This window comes from Streptomyces hypolithicus, assembly GCF_052934925.1.
Window position 1 is genome coordinate 3,194,788 of the sequence record NZ_CM128811.1, and the last position, 15,522, is coordinate 3,210,309.

General features: G+C 69.5%; 12 protein-coding genes, 1 tRNA gene and 1 other RNA gene. 8 read left to right on the forward strand and 6 right to left on the reverse strand.

Going from position 1 to position 15,522, the window contains the following annotated elements:
* Window positions 1-313 precede the first annotated feature (313 nt).
* Both istB and istA read right to left on the reverse strand, forming a co-directional pair.
* On the reverse strand, window positions 314-1,090 hold the full coding sequence (gene istB, locus ACU6WZ_RS15115; protein WP_447028588.1) for an IS21-like element helper ATPase IstB: 777 nt from the start codon (window positions 1,088-1,090) through the stop codon (window positions 314-316).
* On the reverse strand, window positions 1,090-2,679 hold the full coding sequence (istA, locus tag ACU6WZ_RS15120; protein WP_447033763.1) for an IS21 family transposase: 1,590 nt from the start codon (window positions 2,677-2,679) through the stop codon (window positions 1,090-1,092). The genes istB and istA overlap by 1 nt, the downstream gene beginning before the upstream one ends.
* A gap of 180 nt (window positions 2,680-2,859) precedes the next feature.
* Here istA and ACU6WZ_RS15125 point away from each other — a divergent pair, with 180 nt between their 5' ends.
* Together ACU6WZ_RS15125 and ACU6WZ_RS15130 are read left to right on the forward strand one after the other, a co-directional pair.
* Window positions 2,860-3,774: an AAA family ATPase gene (locus tag ACU6WZ_RS15125; RefSeq protein ID WP_447028589.1), complete on the forward strand. Its 915-nt coding sequence runs from the start codon at window positions 2,860-2,862 to the stop codon at window positions 3,772-3,774.
* Complete coding sequence (locus ACU6WZ_RS15130) at window positions 3,771-4,526, forward strand: HNH endonuclease (protein ID WP_447028590.1); 756 nt, start codon at window positions 3,771-3,773, stop codon at window positions 4,524-4,526. The genes ACU6WZ_RS15125 and ACU6WZ_RS15130 overlap by 4 nt, the downstream gene beginning before the upstream one ends.
* Window positions 4,527-4,908: 382 nt before the next feature.
* On the opposite strand, the gene ACU6WZ_RS15135 is transcribed toward ACU6WZ_RS15130, so the two are convergent.
* The 3 genes from ACU6WZ_RS15135 to ACU6WZ_RS15145 all read right to left on the reverse strand — a co-directional run bounded on the left by ACU6WZ_RS15135 (window position 4,909) and on the right by ACU6WZ_RS15145 (window position 6,931).
* A complete protein-coding gene (locus tag ACU6WZ_RS15135; protein WP_447028591.1) occupies window positions 4,909-5,334 on the reverse strand; it encodes a PIN domain-containing protein in 426 nt (141 codons plus the stop codon).
* Window positions 5,331-5,609: a CopG family transcriptional regulator gene (locus ACU6WZ_RS15140; RefSeq protein WP_447028592.1), complete on the reverse strand. Its 279-nt coding sequence runs from the start codon at window positions 5,607-5,609 to the stop codon at window positions 5,331-5,333. The genes ACU6WZ_RS15135 and ACU6WZ_RS15140 overlap by 4 nt, the downstream gene beginning before the upstream one ends.
* A 77-nt stretch (window positions 5,610-5,686) precedes the next feature.
* Window positions 5,687-6,931 carry a plasmid pRiA4b ORF-3 family protein gene (locus tag ACU6WZ_RS15145; protein ID WP_447028593.1) on the reverse strand — a complete coding sequence of 415 codons (1,245 nt, stop codon included), beginning with the start codon at window positions 6,929-6,931 and terminating at the stop codon, window positions 5,687-5,689.
* A 115-nt stretch (window positions 6,932-7,046) separates the two neighbouring features.
* On the opposite strand from ACU6WZ_RS15145, the gene ACU6WZ_RS15150 reads away from it, so the two are divergent.
* Entirely contained in the window at window positions 7,047-7,775 is a 729-nt protein-coding gene (locus ACU6WZ_RS15150) for a hypothetical protein (RefSeq protein ID WP_447028594.1), read from the forward strand.
* Between the two features lie 38 nt (window positions 7,776-7,813).
* On the forward strand, window positions 7,814-9,130 hold the full coding sequence (locus tag ACU6WZ_RS15155) for a helicase-associated domain-containing protein (protein ID WP_447028595.1): 1,317 nt from the start codon (window positions 7,814-7,816) through the stop codon (window positions 9,128-9,130).
* A gap of 156 nt (window positions 9,131-9,286) precedes the next feature.
* Here ACU6WZ_RS15155 and ACU6WZ_RS15160 read toward each other — a convergent pair.
* Window positions 9,287-9,371 (reverse strand) — tRNA-Ser (locus ACU6WZ_RS15160).
* Between the two features lie 98 nt (window positions 9,372-9,469).
* Between ACU6WZ_RS15160 and ffs the strand changes: the two genes are divergently transcribed.
* From ffs to ACU6WZ_RS15180, 4 genes are all read left to right on the forward strand, one after another.
* Window positions 9,470-9,568, forward strand: an RNA gene (gene ffs, locus ACU6WZ_RS15165) — signal recognition particle sRNA small type.
* Window positions 9,569-9,610: 42 nt separating this feature from the next.
* A complete protein-coding gene (locus ACU6WZ_RS15170; RefSeq protein WP_447028596.1) occupies window positions 9,611-11,857 on the forward strand; it encodes a DNA polymerase III subunit gamma and tau in 2,247 nt (748 codons plus the stop codon).
* Between the two features lie 41 nt (window positions 11,858-11,898).
* Complete coding sequence (purD, locus tag ACU6WZ_RS15175; RefSeq protein ID WP_447028597.1) at window positions 11,899-13,152, forward strand: phosphoribosylamine--glycine ligase; 1,254 nt, start codon at window positions 11,899-11,901, stop codon at window positions 13,150-13,152.
* A 320-nt stretch (window positions 13,153-13,472) separates the two neighbouring features.
* Complete coding sequence (locus ACU6WZ_RS15180; protein WP_447034050.1) at window positions 13,473-15,251, forward strand: M48 family metalloprotease; 1,779 nt, start codon at window positions 13,473-13,475, stop codon at window positions 15,249-15,251.
* Window positions 15,252-15,522: the final 271 nt, after the last annotated feature.

The following is a 15,522-nucleotide window of genomic DNA, read 5'->3' on the forward strand; positions in this document are numbered from 1 at the left end:
ACCATCTCTCGTACGGGTTGGCGCGTGGCCAGCTGGAGCTAACTTTCCGCGCCGACCCAGATGCCGACCTGGGTGCTCCCAGACCGTCCGAACGGCTCAAGGTGGCGCTCGAATGGGGACCGGATCGGGAGCCGATTACTCCACAAGATGAGCCACCGACGCGGGCGCGCTTCGTCTCTCGCACCAAGGCCACACGCCTCTTGTGGTCGCCGTCGCCTCCTGACGGTTGGTTTTACGCGGCATATTGTGGACGATCACGTAATTCCCCGGGCTCAGCGTCACGTAATTCCCCAGGTCCTGGCCTCGTCCATGTCTACTTGATCGAGGGCTTGTTTGTCTTGTCGGTGACGCCTGCGCGGGGCCGCTTGTTGGGGCGGTAGCTGGGACCGTTCATGATCACCTGATGGCTGGTGTTGATGAGCCGGTCCAGGAGGGACTCGGCGACGACGGGGTTGGGGAAGAGCGGATACCAGTCGCTCGGCGCCCTGTTGCTGGTCAGGATCAGCGACCGGCCCTGCCGCTCGGAGACCAGCTCGTAGAGGTCGTCGGCCTGGGCCGCGGTCAGCTGGCGCATCGCGAAGTCGTCCAGGATGAGCACGTCGGGCCGTACCAGTTCGCGCAGTCGGCGGTCCCAGGTGCGGTCCGCGTGGCCGCCGGCCAGGTCGGCCAGAACCCGGCTGGTCTTGGCGAAGCGGACGTTGGCGCCCTGGCGGATCGCCATATGTCCGAGTGCCTGGGCGACGTGTGTCTTCCCAACGCCGACCGGCCCGAACAAAATTACGGACTCGCCGGTGTGCAGCCAGCGCAGTGCCGCAAGGTCGCGGACCTGGGCCGCGGGTATCTTCGGGGAGGCCGCGAAGTCGAACTCCTCCAAGGTGACCTGCTGCTCGAACTTCGCCCGGGTCAGGCGCCGTTGGAAGGCGACGGTCTCCCGGCGGGTGATCTCGTCCTGGCAGAGGATCTGGAGGAACTCCAGGTGGCCGAGCTCGCCGCCGTGGGCCTGCGAGAGGCGGGCGTCGAGAGTTTCCAGCATGCCCGAGAGCTTCAGCGCGCGAAGCGCGTCCCGCAGGGCGGTGTCCATGATGCTCATCACGCCACTCCTTCTTCGTGACGGTGGTCATCACGGTCGTCGTTCGTCATGTCGGGGGGTGTCGCGGTCGCGAAGAGCCGCTGAGGTCCGTGCAGGAAGGCGGCGGCTCCGCCATCGCCGGAGGATTCGGGGGCCGGCTCGGTCTCGGTGCCGGCGACGAGGATGCCCTTGATCGTGCGATAGGACGGGTCGCCGACCAGGGTCGCCTTGGCGCAGGCGGCCTCCAGCCTGCCCTCGCCGTACTTCTTGCGCAGGCCGAGGATCCCCTGGGCGGCGCGGAGCCGATAGAGCGCGTTGACCTCCAGCAGCCCATCGACCACCTCGCGGCAGGCCGTGCCGACCTGCGCGGACTGGGTCCGGCACCAGGTCGGGGTCCGCATGTGGAAAGCGATCTTCTCCGGCGGGTAGTCGCTGGCATGGGTGCGCTTGCCCTGCTCAAGTGCCCCGTGGGTCTTGACCAGTTCGCCGTCGTGGAAGACCTGCACGAAGGTCGCGGTCGAGCGGACGTCGACCCGCTTGCCCATCAGTTTCCACGGCACCGAGTAGAGGGTGCGGCCGGCCTTGATGTGAATGTCCGGGCCGACGGTGGCCGTCGACCACTTCGCGAGCACGAACGGGGTCTTCGGCAGCGGCAGCAGCGTGGACGCCTCGACGGCCTCGAAAACCGAGGCCGGGGCGGCCCCGCCCAGCGGGCGGCACTGCCGCTGACCGGCGACTTCGGTGCACCACCGGATGGCCTCGGCCTGCATCTGCTCGAGCGAGAAGAACTCCCGGCCCCGCCACCAGGAATCACGTATATAGGGCATAGGGCGCTCGACGCGCGGTTTATCTTTTGGCTTCAGAGCGCGGGCTGGATCTACCAACGCACCGTAATGGGCCGCGAGTTCGGCATACGCTTTGTTGATTTTAGGGTCGTAGAGGTCGGGCTTGTCCACCCCGGTCTTCAGGTTGTCGGGCACCAGCCGCTGCGGGACGCCGCCGAAGAATCTGAAGGCTTCGACGTGGGATTCGGTCCAGGAGTGCTGGTCCAGGTGGATCACCGGGCGGACGAACATGTGCCGCGAGCACGGCAGCACCATCACGAACGCCCAGATCCGGTGCCGCTTCCCGCTCCGCGGGTTGATCCACTGGCCAAGGAAGCCGTAGTCGATCTGAGCCTCCAGCCCCGGCTCGATCTCGTCGCGCAGGACCGTGACCTGAGAGCGACGGGTCTCCTCGGGCAGCGTCGCCGATATCCACCGCCGAAGCGACGACACCGAAACCACCAACTCGTTCTCGTCCCGCAGCCGTTGGTGGATCGTGGCGACGGTCACCGTCCCCAGCAGGCTCTTGATGTAATCACGGTGCTTGTCGATCTCGGGCCAGGTCACCTGCCGCAACCGGGCATCGGCGAGCTCGGGGAACCAGCCCTTGATCAGAGAGGCCCAGTCCTCCGCGGCCATCGCCGCCCCGCCCGGGGCCATCCCGGCGGCCTCCGCCGGGGCCAGGTACTTCCTGATCGTCTTGCGGTCCAGTCCCAGCGACGCGGCCAGCTCGCTCTTGGAGCGGCCCGCGTACCAGTGGACATAGATCTCGGTCACATCGACCACGTTGAACGTTCTCCTTGCCATCGTGCGCTTCCCTCGACCTCGAACCACTGATCGAGGAAGCGTCCGTCATCTCGACGGCCAGGACCACTACCCGCTGCGTCCGTCGTCCCCATGGGGAATTACGTGACCGCGGGGGTGGGGAATTACGTGACGCGGAACCCGCCTCACCTGGGGAATTTCGTGATCGCTCACACATATGGACCCTTCAGACGCCTGAGCGGCACGGTGCTGCGGGAACGCAACCCCCAAACTCTTGATCGAGCCGAGGCCCTGCGGACTCTCTTTCAGGAAGAGTCGGCGCTCACGGAGTCGGTCGACTGGCTCGTATCCGTGCGTATGCGCCAGATGGAGGGCGAAGCGGGAGTTGGTCGCCTACTCGAGTCGGTCCTCGCCCTTCTCAACGACGGATTGTTGCCTGGCGACTACTGCGTCGAGGAGGTCACCTCACGCGGCTTGTGGCTGCGCCGGATCGACGGCGAGGGGCCTCTTATCGCCCTGCGGCGCATGAGCGACGGCCTTCGTACGGTCACCGCGCTGGTCCTGGACGTCGTACGGCAGATGTACGCCGCGTACGGAACGTTGGAGCTTCGCGAGAATAACGGCCGGCCGTATCTGCCTCACTCGGGGATCGTCCTGATCGACGAAGTCGATGCTCATCTTCATGTGACTTGGCAGCAGCAGCGCATCGGCGAGTGGTTCAAGGCCCACTTTCCCGCTGTGCAGTTCATCGTCTCCACCCACAGCCCTTACATCTGCCAGGCCGCCGACCCGGGTGGGTTGATCAGGCTCCCAGGGCCGAACGAGCAAGTCCCGCCCGCAGTGGTGGACGACAAGCTTTTCGGACGTGTCGTCTACGGCACCGGTGACGATGCGGTTTTGTCGGACTTCTTTGGGCTCGAGTCGCCGTTCTCGCGCAGGGCCGAGGAGATGCGAGAGGAGCTGGCGGACCTGGAGTACGAGGTCGCGACTGGGCAGGCAGACGAGGCGATGACGCGTCGCTTCCGTGAGCTGCGCAGAGAACTAGCGAGTTCCCAGTCCACCCGGTTGGGAGAGTTGGATCTAGGAGCGAGAAGGGGGGAGGCTAGCGGGCCGTGATTAAGATCACGCGGCCACGCCTGCCTGCAGAGCTGGAAACCGCGCTTCTTAAGTTGACCGAGGAACTCGCAGGCACCCCGGTTCCCGAACGGCCGAAGCACGTGAAGCGCATGTGGAAGCGGGATACCTTCCGCCAGAACGTGTACGTGCCGGTGCGGGAAGCTCTGGAGTACATGGCCCCCGGGATCGACTGCTGTATGTACTGCGGTGATCAGCTCGCGGACACGGTCGACCATCTGGTCCCCAAGGCGCGCTGCGCCCTGCGCACCTTCTACTGGCCCAATCTGCTCCTTGCTTGTTCCACCTGCAACTCGCGTTACAAGGGCGAGGAGCACGAGAGTGATGGGCTCCTTGGTTCTCTGCTCGTTGACCCGACGAGGGAAGACCCGTTCGACCATCTCACCCTATGGCTCGACAGCGGCGTCTATCGACCCGTAGAGGGTTCCCGGAAGGGGGTGTGGACCATCGAGGTGTGCGGCCTTAACAAGGGCAAACGCTCAAGAGCGAGGGCCGAGGCGTGGGTGAAGATCGCCGGGCATCTTCTCGCCTGGGACCGGGCGCGTGGTGAGCACAACCAAAAGGACATGCGGTTTGCCGAGTACTGCATACGAAACCAGCCGTTCGCTGACGTCTATCAGGCAGCCCTCCACCACGTGGACACCGGCGCCGCCCGGAACGTTTTCGCTGAGACTGACGCGCCTGTCCTCGCGCTGCTTCGGGACGACGAGCTGCGCGATGCTCTGCTGACGTAAAGGAACCCGAGGGCGGGTGCGGCCCGGTGCTGCCTTTGCATGCGTGCTGCGGAGTCGATCACGCGCCGCCGAATGGGCCGAGGAGGATCTGGTGCCGCGTGGCCCCGATGCACCACCTACTGCAACCAAAACTGCAACCACGGAACGATGAAGGTCCCGACCGCTCAGCGGTCGGGACCTTCATCTGCCCAGGTGGGCGGGTGCGGAGGATACGAGATTCGAACTCGTGAGGGGTTGCCCCCAACACGCTTTCCAAATGTTCGTATGCCCGTCCGGCTGAGGTCGTACCCGTCCTGACCTGCGGCGGAGCAAGTGAGTGTTGATGTTTCGGACGGTGCTGGACGGTGGTGAATGAGACCTGGATTGAGACCAGAGCGTCGGGTCATACCTTCTTGACGACGATGGAGTCCGGGACCAGCCGTTCCAGGTCGTCCACGTCCGAGGTGAAGACGGTGACCTGCCCCTTCTGCTGTCGCGCGATGACGGCGAGCACCGCATCGATCGCGTACTTGTGGCCGTGCAGCTTGGCGTCGGCCAGGAGCCGGCGGGCCTGGCGGGCCTCGTCCTTCCCGATGTCGGCGACTTTGAGCCGGGAGAGGACCCAGTCCCAGCGCTGCTCGGTGGTTCTGCCGTCGTACGCCTCGACCAGCGTCATCGGAGACGTCACCACTTCGGCCTCACCCCGGGCCGCGAGGGCGAGCCAGGCGATCATCTTCCGGTCGCCGCGCACGGCCAGGGACAGGGCTTCACAGTCGAGTACGAAGATGCGCAGTGGCGGCTGCCCGTGCTCACCGGCGCGTTTCTTCACGCGGCCTCTCCGGCATTGTGCATTCCAGCGGCGTGGCGGCGCTCGTGCTCGGCGTCGAGATCCGCCAGTTCCTCGAACGCTGCTGCGCGCTCGTCTGCGGTGACTGGTCCGTGCTCCTCCTGTAGCCAGTCGGCCAGTTCTCGCAGTCGGTCCCGGTCGCGCTTGAAGCGCAGCGCCTCGGCGACGTACGCCGACAGGCCCCGTTCTGCGGCCTCCGCGCGGATCTCGTCGAGGAGATCCGCGGGGATCGTCACCGTCACCTTCTTAGTCGCCATATCAGAGACCATACTCCTGGTATCGGCCCCCTTACCAGTGCACGCCGCGACCGGTGGCCGGGCACGACGCTTTGCTTTTATGGCGTCGTGAGGCGCAGCAGCCGCATGTCGGCCTCGTCCGGCGCGAAGCGGGCAGGGGCGAATTCCGTGGCGGACCGCAGCCCGAGCCAGGCCAGCATGGTGTGGTGTTCCCCATGCGCCGGGTCGGCGAGGATCGTTTTGAGGTCGCTGTAGCCGGGGCTGCCGCCGCAGTCCTCGGGTGGGCACGCCCCGGCGCCGTCCACACAGCGCGGGTAGTGGAGCCCTGCTTCGGCCGTCAGATGCTGTTCGACGGTGATGCGATGTTCCCAGGAATCCCCGAAGTCGTACGTGTACACGCAGTGGGTGCCCGGCTTGAGGAGAGCGGTCAGAGCGGCGGTGCGCTCGTCGCGAAAGCCGAGCTCACCGTCGGGTCGCCCGTACTGGACACCGCCGAGGGCGAACGCGTGCATGTGGCAGTTCTGCCAGCCCATCGCGGCCTGGATCACTGAGTGCAGCCGGTCGAGGCGGATTGCCGCCGGTACCAGCAGCCTCCGCCATACCCGGGGTTCGTCCACGTCGGCCAGCTCGACGAGAATTCCCAGCACCGGGTCGCCGGGCTGCGGCTCGCCGCGCAGCCGGGCCGTCCCCATACGTCCGTCCGCGGTCAGTTCGGCGGTGTCCTCGGTGAGGTGGACGGCATCCAGAGAGGCCAGGGCCTTCAGGGCCCGTTGGACGTCGTGGTCGTTGGCGGCGCGCAGATGCCGGAGGCGGTCGGGGGACAGGTCGTCGAGCACGTACAGCGGGCTGATCGCCTGCCACGTCACCTCGCACAGGTCACTGAGCTGGACCGGGGCTGTGGCCGCGTACAGGGTGTACAGCAACGCCCGCAGGCCCCGGTCGTACTCGTGCGAGAACAGTGACTCCAGCCAGCCGGAGACCGTCACATTCGGCCCGATGCGGGGCAGCGCGGCGAACAGCGCGCCACGCAGCTCGTCGGGGCGGTCCAGCAGCTTGGCGTTCTTCTTCACCGGGAGCAGGTGCCCGCCCGCGGTCCGTAGCAGTCGGGCCGCCTTGGCCCACTCGACCAGCAGCGTGAGGTGGTACAGCTCCTCGCTGGATTTCGTCTTGAATGTACGGTCCCCGATCACCGGGTCCATCCGGTCGCCGGTGTCCAGAACCTCCAGCAGTGCCCGCGCGTCGGCGAGCGTCACACGACCGGTCTGCGTCAGTCTGCGGCCCGCGCCGACCCATCGGACCAGTGCTTGCACCTGCTCGACGGTCCTGCCCGCTGCCTCACCCACGCTGATCCACCCATTCCGGTTCGTGTCCTGCTTCTCGTACGAGTCCAGGATGGCAAAGGGTAGGCGCAACCTGTACTGGGCATCGGTGGTGACGCGGAGCTGCCAGACTGTGAAGGTGACTACGCACGATGAGGAACTGATGGCCCGGGTTCGGGAGTTGAGGGAGCGCGGCAGCGCGCCGAAGCAGATCGCGAGGGCGCTGGGGTTGCGCCCGGCCCAGGCCGCCGCGCTGGTGAGACGGGTCGCCGAGGCGGCACAGGCGCACACCGCACCGGACGAGCGGCCGGTAGTGGGCTGCTGGGTCAACGTGGGCTGGAGCGCGGGGCTGGACGTGGCCGAAGCCCCTGACTGGGCGGTGGCCGACCGACTTGGCCAGGACCCGGACCCGGACTCGGAGACGGGCGGCTTCGCCCAGGTGCTGCTGGCCCGCCGGGAACGTGCCAGCAAGGTGACCGTCACCGGGTTCCTGGTGGACGTGTACTGCCTGGGGGTGAAGAACGTGACCGGCCCGGAGGTGATGGGGGCCGGCTCCCTGACCAGCTACGTACCGACGTACTACTCGGCCTTCGGCCACCCGCCGTTGTCGATCGGCGTGGAGCAGGCACAGGCGATCGTGCACGACGCGGTCGCCTACGCCCGCAGCCTCGGCTTCGAACCGGCAGCCGACTTCGCTGACGCTGCCGTGCACCTGGGCACTCCGCCCGCCGACCGGCCGGCCATCGGCTTCGGCAAGGACGGCAAACCGTTCTACCTCTCCGGCCCCTACGACGACCCGCGCAAGGTGGTCCGGACCCTGGAGCGCACCTGCGGCACCGGCAACTACCACTATATCGCCCACCTGTAGGAGCGGGGGCGAACTGGAACGGGATCGGGACGAGGACAGTGGAACAAGGGCACACCGACGCACCGCAGGTCCGGTGCACCGAGCGCGCGGCGCAGGCCAATCTGCTGGCGATGTTGCGCCTGTGCGCGGCAGGGAAGCTGCGGTGCAGTGAGAAGACGCGCCGCCCCGGCACCGCCACCGTCGCGGCGGTTGGTGACATCTTGGACGGCGGCGACTTCTACCCGCACGAGGCCATCGCCGCCTTCGCCTGGCCGATGCTGCTCCAGGCGGGCGGCCTCGCCGAGCTCACCGGCGGGCGGCTGACGCCGACCGCGCGCGGGCGGGCCGCACTGACCCGGCCGCCACACCTGATCCTCGCCCAGCTCTGGCGGCGCTGGCTGAACAACAGCCTCCTGGACGAGTTCTCCCGCGTGGAGGAGATCAAGGGCCAGCGCGCGGCGAACGTCCTGACCGCTGCTAAACCGCGCCGCAAGCTCGTTGGCCAGGCGCTGGCCGGACTCACACCCGGTGCTTGGACGTCCGTCGACGGCCTGTTCACGGATATGCGTGCGGCCGGCCTCGACCCCGCCGTCCACCGTAATGAGCGCGCCCTGTGGAAGCTGTATCTGGAGGATGCCCAGTACGGCAGCCTCGGCTACGACGGCCACCACGGCTGGTCCCTGCTCCAGGGCCGGTACACCCTTGCGGTGTTCTTCGAGTACGCCGCCACTCTCGGCCTCATCGATGTGGAGTACGTCCCCGCGCCGGGTGCCCGTGACGACTACCGGCACAACTGGGGCGGTGACTACCCTGACCGGCTCAGCCGCTACGACGGCCTGGCCGCAGCGCGCCTCAACCCCCTTGGTGCCTATGCCGTCGGCCTCACCGGCGACTACACTCCCGAACCGATACCGGCACCGGCCGTCCCGACGGGCATGGTCACTGTCCGGGCGAACTTCGACATCGTCGCCCTCGACGGGCTGCCCTCCGCCGACGCACTTCTCCTGGACGCCTTCTCCGACCGCACATCCGACCGGGTCTGGACTCTCACCACCGATTCCCTACTGAACGCCCTCGATCGCGGGCTTTCCCTGGACGAGCTGCGCGGCTATCTGGACCAGGCCACCACGCACCCCCTGCCGCAGACCGTCACCACTTTGCTGGACGACGTCGGCCGCCGCACCGGCCGGCTCCGCGACACAGGGCAGAGCCATCTCATCGAGTGCGCGGACGAGGCCCTGGCAACCCTCATCGTCAACGACCGCCGCCTGCGGGCCCTATGCACCCGACTCGGCGAACGCCACTTGGCCGTCTCCCCTGTTCTCTTGCCGAGGTTCCGCAAGGCTGCCCTCGCCCTGGGCTACCCACTGGCCTGACGGCGGCCGGCCGCCAAGAGAAGGTTCACTTCGCCGCACTCTGGTCAAATGTCGTGAATGCCGGAAATGAATGAGACCAAAACTGAGACCAGAAAATGCCGAAGATCCCGGCCGCTTAAGCGGCCGGGATCTTCGTTTCGCCTGTTCAGGCGGGTGCGGAGGATACGAGATTCGAACTCGTGAGGGGTTGCCCCCAACACGCTTTCCAAGCGTGCGCCCTAGGCCACTAGGCGAATCCTCCGCCGCAAACAATACAAGACGTTGAGGAGTGCTCGCGAACCCGTTGCCGGGGGCCCGGACCCGGGTCGTTTTCCTGGTGGGGGATCCGCTAGTGTGGGGGCCAGCCCCTCACGTGGCGCTATCTCACCGAACTCCCCCAGGGCCGGAAGGCAGCAAGGGTAAGTGGGCTCTGGCGGGTGCGTGGGGGGCGCTTGCGTTGGGCGGGGACAGTTGTCAGTGGGTCCCGATAACCTCGTATACGTGTCGTCCCTTGCGCTGTACCGCCGCTACCGTCCCGAGTCGTTCGCCGAGCTCATCGGGCAGGAGCATGTCACTGCCCCGCTGCAGCAGGCCCTGCGTAACAACCGGGTCAACCACGCATACCTGTTCAGCGGGCCGCGCGGCTGTGGAAAGACGACCAGCGCGCGCATCCTGGCCCGCTGTCTGAACTGCGAGCAGGGGCCCACGCCCACCCCCTGCGGGGTGTGCCAGTCCTGCCAGGACCTGGCCAGGAACGGGCGAGGATCGATCGACGTCATCGAGATCGACGCTGCTTCGCACGGTGGTGTGGACGACGCCCGTGACCTGCGGGAAAAGGCCTTCTTCGGGCCGGCGAGCAGCCGCTACAAGATCTACATCATCGACGAGGCCCACATGGTCACCCCGGCGGGCTTCAACGCCCTGCTGAAGGTGGTCGAGGAGCCCCCGGAGCACCTCAAGTTCATTTTTGCGACCACCGAGCCCGAGAAGGTCATCGGCACCATCCGCTCGCGCACGCACCATTACCCCTTCCGTCTGGTGCCGCCCGGGACGCTGCGCGACTACCTCGGCGAGGTGTGCGGCAAGGAGGACATCCCGGTCGAGGAAGGGGTGCTTCCGCTGGTTGTGCGGTCCGGGGCCGGGTCTGTGCGTGACTCGATGTCGGTCATGGACCAGCTTCTGGCGGGCGCGGCCGAAGACGGTGTGACATACGCCATGGCCACCTCCCTCCTCGGATACACGCAGAGCTCACTCCTCGACTCGGTCGTGGACGCGTTCGCCGCGGGTGACGGCGCCGCCGCGTTCGAAATCGTTGACCAGGTCATCGAGGGGGGCAACGACCCGCGCCGGTTTGTGGCCGACCTGCTGGAGCGGCTGCGGGACCTGGTGATCCTGGCCGCGGTGCCGGACGCGCGTGAGAAGGGCCTCATCGACGCCCCCGCCGACGTGGTGGAGCGGATGCAGGCCCAGGCCTCGGTGTTCGGGGCGGCCGAGCTGAGCCGTGCCGCCGACCTGGTCAACACGGGGCTCACCGAGATGCGGGGAGCCACCTCACCGCGCCTCCAGCTGGAGCTGATCTGCGCGCGGGTGCTGCTGCCCGGCGCGTTCGACGATGAGCGGTCCCTCCAGGCACGGCTCGACCGCCTGGAGCGAAGCGGCGGGGGCGGTGGTGGCGGGTTCATGCCGGCCACTTCGGCTCCTGGACCCGCGATGGGGTACGTACCGGGGCCCGAGGCGCACGGATGTGCCGGGAACGCGGGTGCGGCTCCCGCGGCCGCCGCACCCGTACCGCCCGCACCCGTGGCTGCCGCCGAGCCCGCACCGCCCGCCGTCGATGCCGGAGCGGGACCCGCCGACGGTGGCGGGCAGCGGCCGGGCTCCTGGCCGGGTTCGGGAGGGGGTAGCGGTCAGCAGGACGCGGGACGCCGGCCCGGTGGGTGGCCCACGGCCTCCGCTCCGGGTCAGGGGCGGCCGGAACCGCAGGCCGCGCCCGCCCCGGCTCCGGTCGCGGCGCCTGCCGATGCCGCAGGTCCGGGCGGGGTTTCGCCCTCGGCCGCCCAGGGCGCCATACAGGTACAGAGCATGTGGCCCGGCATCCTGGAGGCCGTCAAGAACCGGCGGCGCTTCACCTGGATCCTGCTCAGCCAGAACGCCCAGGTCAGCGGCTTCGACGGGACCACACTCCAGATCGCTTTCATCAACGCCGGGGCGCGGGACAACTTCGCGAGCAGCGGCAGCGAGGACGTGCTGAAGCAGGCGCTGGCCGAGTCCTTCAATGTGCAGTGGAAGGTTGAGTCCGTCGTCGACCCGTCCGGCGGTGCGGGCGGCGGCGGTGCGGGCGGCGGTCCGGGGGGCGGCTCGCAGCCAGCCGGAGGAGGCGGCTACGGCGGTGGCGGTGGCGGCGGGTTCGGTGGCCGTCCCCAGGCGCCCGCCGCGGCTCCGGCCCCCGCCCCGCGTCCCGCTCAGCAGGCCCCGGCCGCCCCCTCCGCCGCCCGGCCCTCCGCCCCGTCGCGCCCCGCTCCCGACGCCTCTTCGGGCTCCGCGTCCGGGCACGGCTCCCGGCCGGACACCGGCCCCGGCCCGTCCTCCCGAGCCGCCGACTCGCCGCCCCCGCGCCCGCCGGTGGCCATCGAGGACGACGTACCTGAGGAGGACGACCCGGACCTCGTCGACTCGGCGCTGTCCGGTCACGACCTGATCGTGCGGGAGCTGGGCGCGACGGTCGTGGAGGAGTTCACGAACGAGTAGTCCGTCAGGGCCCGCGCGCCGCGCGGGCTAGGCTGCGCCCCGTGAAGGTTCTCGTCATCGGCGGCGGCGCCCGCGAACATGCCCTGTGCCGCTCTCTGTCCCTCGATCCCGACGTCACCGCGCTGTACTGCGCCCCCGGCAACGCCGGCATCGCCGAGGTGGCGGAGCTGCACCCGGTGGACGCCCTCGACGGCGCGGCCGTCACGCGGCTGGCCACCCGGCTCGGCGCCGGTCTCGTGGTCGTCGGTCCGGAGGCGCCCCTGGTCGCCGGGGTCGCCGACGCCGTGCGCGCGGCAGGGATCCCCTGCTTCGGACCGTCGGGGGAGGCCGCCCGGCTGGAGGGCTCCAAGGCCTTCGCCAAGGACGTGATGGCCGCGGCCAACGTTCCCACCGCCCGCAGCTACGTCTGCGCCACCCCCGAGGAGATCGACACGGCGCTGGACGCCTTCGGTGCTCCGTACGTTGTCAAGGACGACGGTCTCGCGGCCGGCAAGGGCGTCGTCGTCACCGACGACCTCGCGGCGGCCAGGGCGCACGCGCTGGCCTGCGACCGCGTGGTCATCGAGGAGTTCCTCGACGGCCCCGAGGTGTCACTCTTCGCCATCACCGACGGTGTGACCGTGCTGCCGCTGCAGCCCGCGCAGGACTTCAAGCGCGCGCTCGACGGCGACGAAGGCCCGAACACGGGCGGCATGGGCGCGTACTCCCCGCTCCCGTGGGCCGATCCCAAGCTGGTCGACGAGGTCATGGAGACCGTTCTCCAGCCGACCGTCGACGAGCTGCGCCGCCGCGGCACGCCCTTCTCCGGGCTGCTGTACGCGGGGCTCGCGATGACGTCGCGCGGTGTACGGGTCATCGAGTTCAACGCCCGGTTCGGCGACCCGGAGACCCAGGTGGTGCTGGCGCGTCTCAAGACGCCGCTCGCGAGCGTGCTGCTCAACTCCGCCAACGGAACCCTCGACGTCGAGCCCCCGCTGAACTGGCGCGACGACGCCGCCGTGACGGTCGTCATCGCCTCGCACAACTACCCCGGTACGCCGCGCACCGGCGACCGGATCGAGGGCCTCGACGAGGTCGCGGCCCAGGATGCGCCCCACGCGTACGTCCTGCACGCCGGGACCAGGCTCGACGGCGACGCCGTGGTGAGCGCCGGCGGCCGTGTGCTGTCGGTCACCGCGACCGGGGCCGACCTCACTCAGGCGCGGGAGCGTGCGTACGCGGCGGTGGTGAAGGTCCGACTCGACGGTTCTCAGCACCGGACGGACATCGCACAGAAAGCGGCATCGAACGCCTGACCGAGTCGGATGGTCCGGGCCTGCGGGCCGTCCGCCCTCTTTGACCTGCCGGGACGCCCCTTTGGGCACCCTGCTCCGGCGCCCCTCGGGCGACCAGCGGTGTCAGCAGCTTTCCCCAAAGCCATTCCATCGAGTGACCGCTGGGCTATCCGGCTGACGGTCGCCGCAGCCCCAACTATGGTGCGGCGCAAGCATTCCGGCACTTGGCCCACCGACATTGCGATGTCAGTGGTGGGTGCCACAGTGGGGGAGTGAGCAAAGCCGTCGAAGGGCGAAGGGGGTGACGTCCGGCCGTGTCCGGTACCGGTGTGGGTGTGGTGATGGGCGCGCAGTCGGCGCGCTCCAGGGCCCTGGCTGTGCTGCGTGTGCGCGGCACAGCGCTGGCCGTCGCTCTGCTGCCCGCGGCCGTCGCCGTCGTGCTGCTGGTGGGCGGTGCCACGGGCCAAGCGGCCGGCGGTAGTTGGGACACGGCGCGCTGGGTGGTGACGGGCTGCGCGGTGGTCGTGCTGCTGGTCGCCGCCGGAGTCGCGGCCGTGATCGCGCGGGCGAGACCGGCGGTGAGTCCGACCGTCGCGGTGGCCGAGGAATCCGCCCCTGATCTGTACCGGCTGGTGCGCGACCTGGCGGACCGGCTGGACGTTCCGGCGCCCTCGGCGATAGCGCTCACCCCTGACTGCGACAGCTGGCTGGAGGACCGCACGCACCGCTCGCACCAGGCGCACGTCAGTCACCGGGCGTCGGTGGCGGCGTCGTCGTCCGCGCCCGCGCCCGTGCTGGTCATCGGTTCGCCGTTCCTGTGGTGGATGCGGGTGGCGGAGCTGCGGGCCGTCCTCGCCCCGGTCGTCGCCGGTACGGGCCCCTCCGCGCACCCCGACATAGCCGCGGCCCGTCGCTTCCTACGGGGGCTGGACGCCGCCGTGGCCGTGGCGTCGAGTCCGGGGCGCGGACCGGTGAGCCGAATCGCGCTGGGTTTCGTGGGCTGGGTCGCGCGGTTGATGCTGCGCAGCTGCCGGGTGCATGCGGCGGAAATGGAGCGGGGAGTGGCCATGGCGGCGGCCGAGCGGGCGCAGACCGTGGACTACGGGCTGCGGATCGTCGCCCAGGAGCAAGTCGGCCTCGCGTACGCCGGCTGGGACCGGCTGCTCACCCGGGTCGCGCTGCCCGCCTGGCGCATGGGCCGCTGGCCGTCCCGCCTCGACGCGGGTGTGGTGTCCGCGCTCACCGAGCTTTCCCGCCGTGACCGTCTGGCCGAGGGGTTCACCTCCCGGCTGGGTGAGCGTCCGGCCTGCGACCTGCTGGACGAGCCCGGCATCATCGACGAGGCCGCATCCCTGCTCGCGGCCCGTCTGTTCCACGGCGGTCCGGCCGAGCCCGGGCCGGGGTGGGCCCCGGTGGACTGGCAGCAGTACCCCGAAGAGATCGTCGACCGGAAGTGGCGCGCGGACGCCGCCCGGCTCCATCGGGTCATGGACGCGATGGGAATCCGCCGCTCCGGCGCGGGCACGCCGACGCTGGCCCGGGTCGTGGACCACCTCAGTGCGGGAGCCGGCGATGCGCCGGGCGCAACGAGCCCGGCTGTGGCTGCCGGCGCGTTGACCGAGGGGGCCGGTGGTGGGCCGGGCAAGGAGCGCGGGGCCGGTGTGGTGGCGGAAGGGGGCTTGGCCGGGGCTGAGGCCGAAGTCGGTGCTGGGAGTAAGGACGGGGCCAGTGCTGTGGCGGAGGTGCTTGCTGCCGCGATCGGGGCGGCTGTCGCCCGAGAAGACGCCGCGGCTCCCGAGCCGGTGCCGCCGGGGGTCGGCGACGACGAGCTCTGGGACACCGGAGCCCTTCCCCTCTTCCCGCTCCAGCCACCGCGCATCGGGCGCGACCTGCTCGCCGACCACGTATCCGCGATGGTCTGCTGCGCCGCTGTCGACACCGCGGGGGCGGTGCCCGGACTGGACTGGCTGGACGGGCCGGTACTTCTTGTCGACGGCGAGCGACGGGCGGATCTCGGCGGGGGTGTTCTGCGCCTGGTCGAGGACGGTGATGCGGAGCCGCTCCGGTTGTGGCTGGCGGAGGTGGGGGTGCGCCCGGAGAAGCCGGTGCGGTTGGTCTGAGGCGCCCTTCGGGTCGGGTCGGCGGTGCGGCGTGCCGGCCCAGCGTGGGTTGCGTGGCCGATGGTCGGCGATTGGCGCGGCCCCGCGACGGACGCCCCGGCACCGCCCGCGTAGCCGCCCGCGTCTTGGCGGACCCCGCCCAGCTTCCCGAGGTGCCGGGAGGGGGGCGTGTTGGGGCGCTCCCCGCAGGGTGTCGAACGCAGAGTGGCCGCACAACGCGACCCCGCCGAACGTTCGGCACCCGAGGAGACGCCCCGGCACGGCACCGCCC

Excerpts from the sequence above, each read along its gene's own strand:
- istB (WP_447028588.1), bottom strand. The coding sequence starts at position 1,090 with ATGAGCATCATGGACACCGCCCTGCGGGACGCGCTTCGCGCGCTGAAG.
- ACU6WZ_RS15140 (WP_447028592.1), bottom strand. The coding sequence starts at position 5,609 with ATGGCGACTAAGAAGGTGACGGTGACGATCCCCGCGGATCTCCTCGAC.
- ACU6WZ_RS15180 (WP_447034050.1), top strand. The coding sequence starts at position 13,473 with ATGGGCGCGCAGTCGGCGCGCTCCAGGGCCCTGGCTGTGCTGCGTGTG.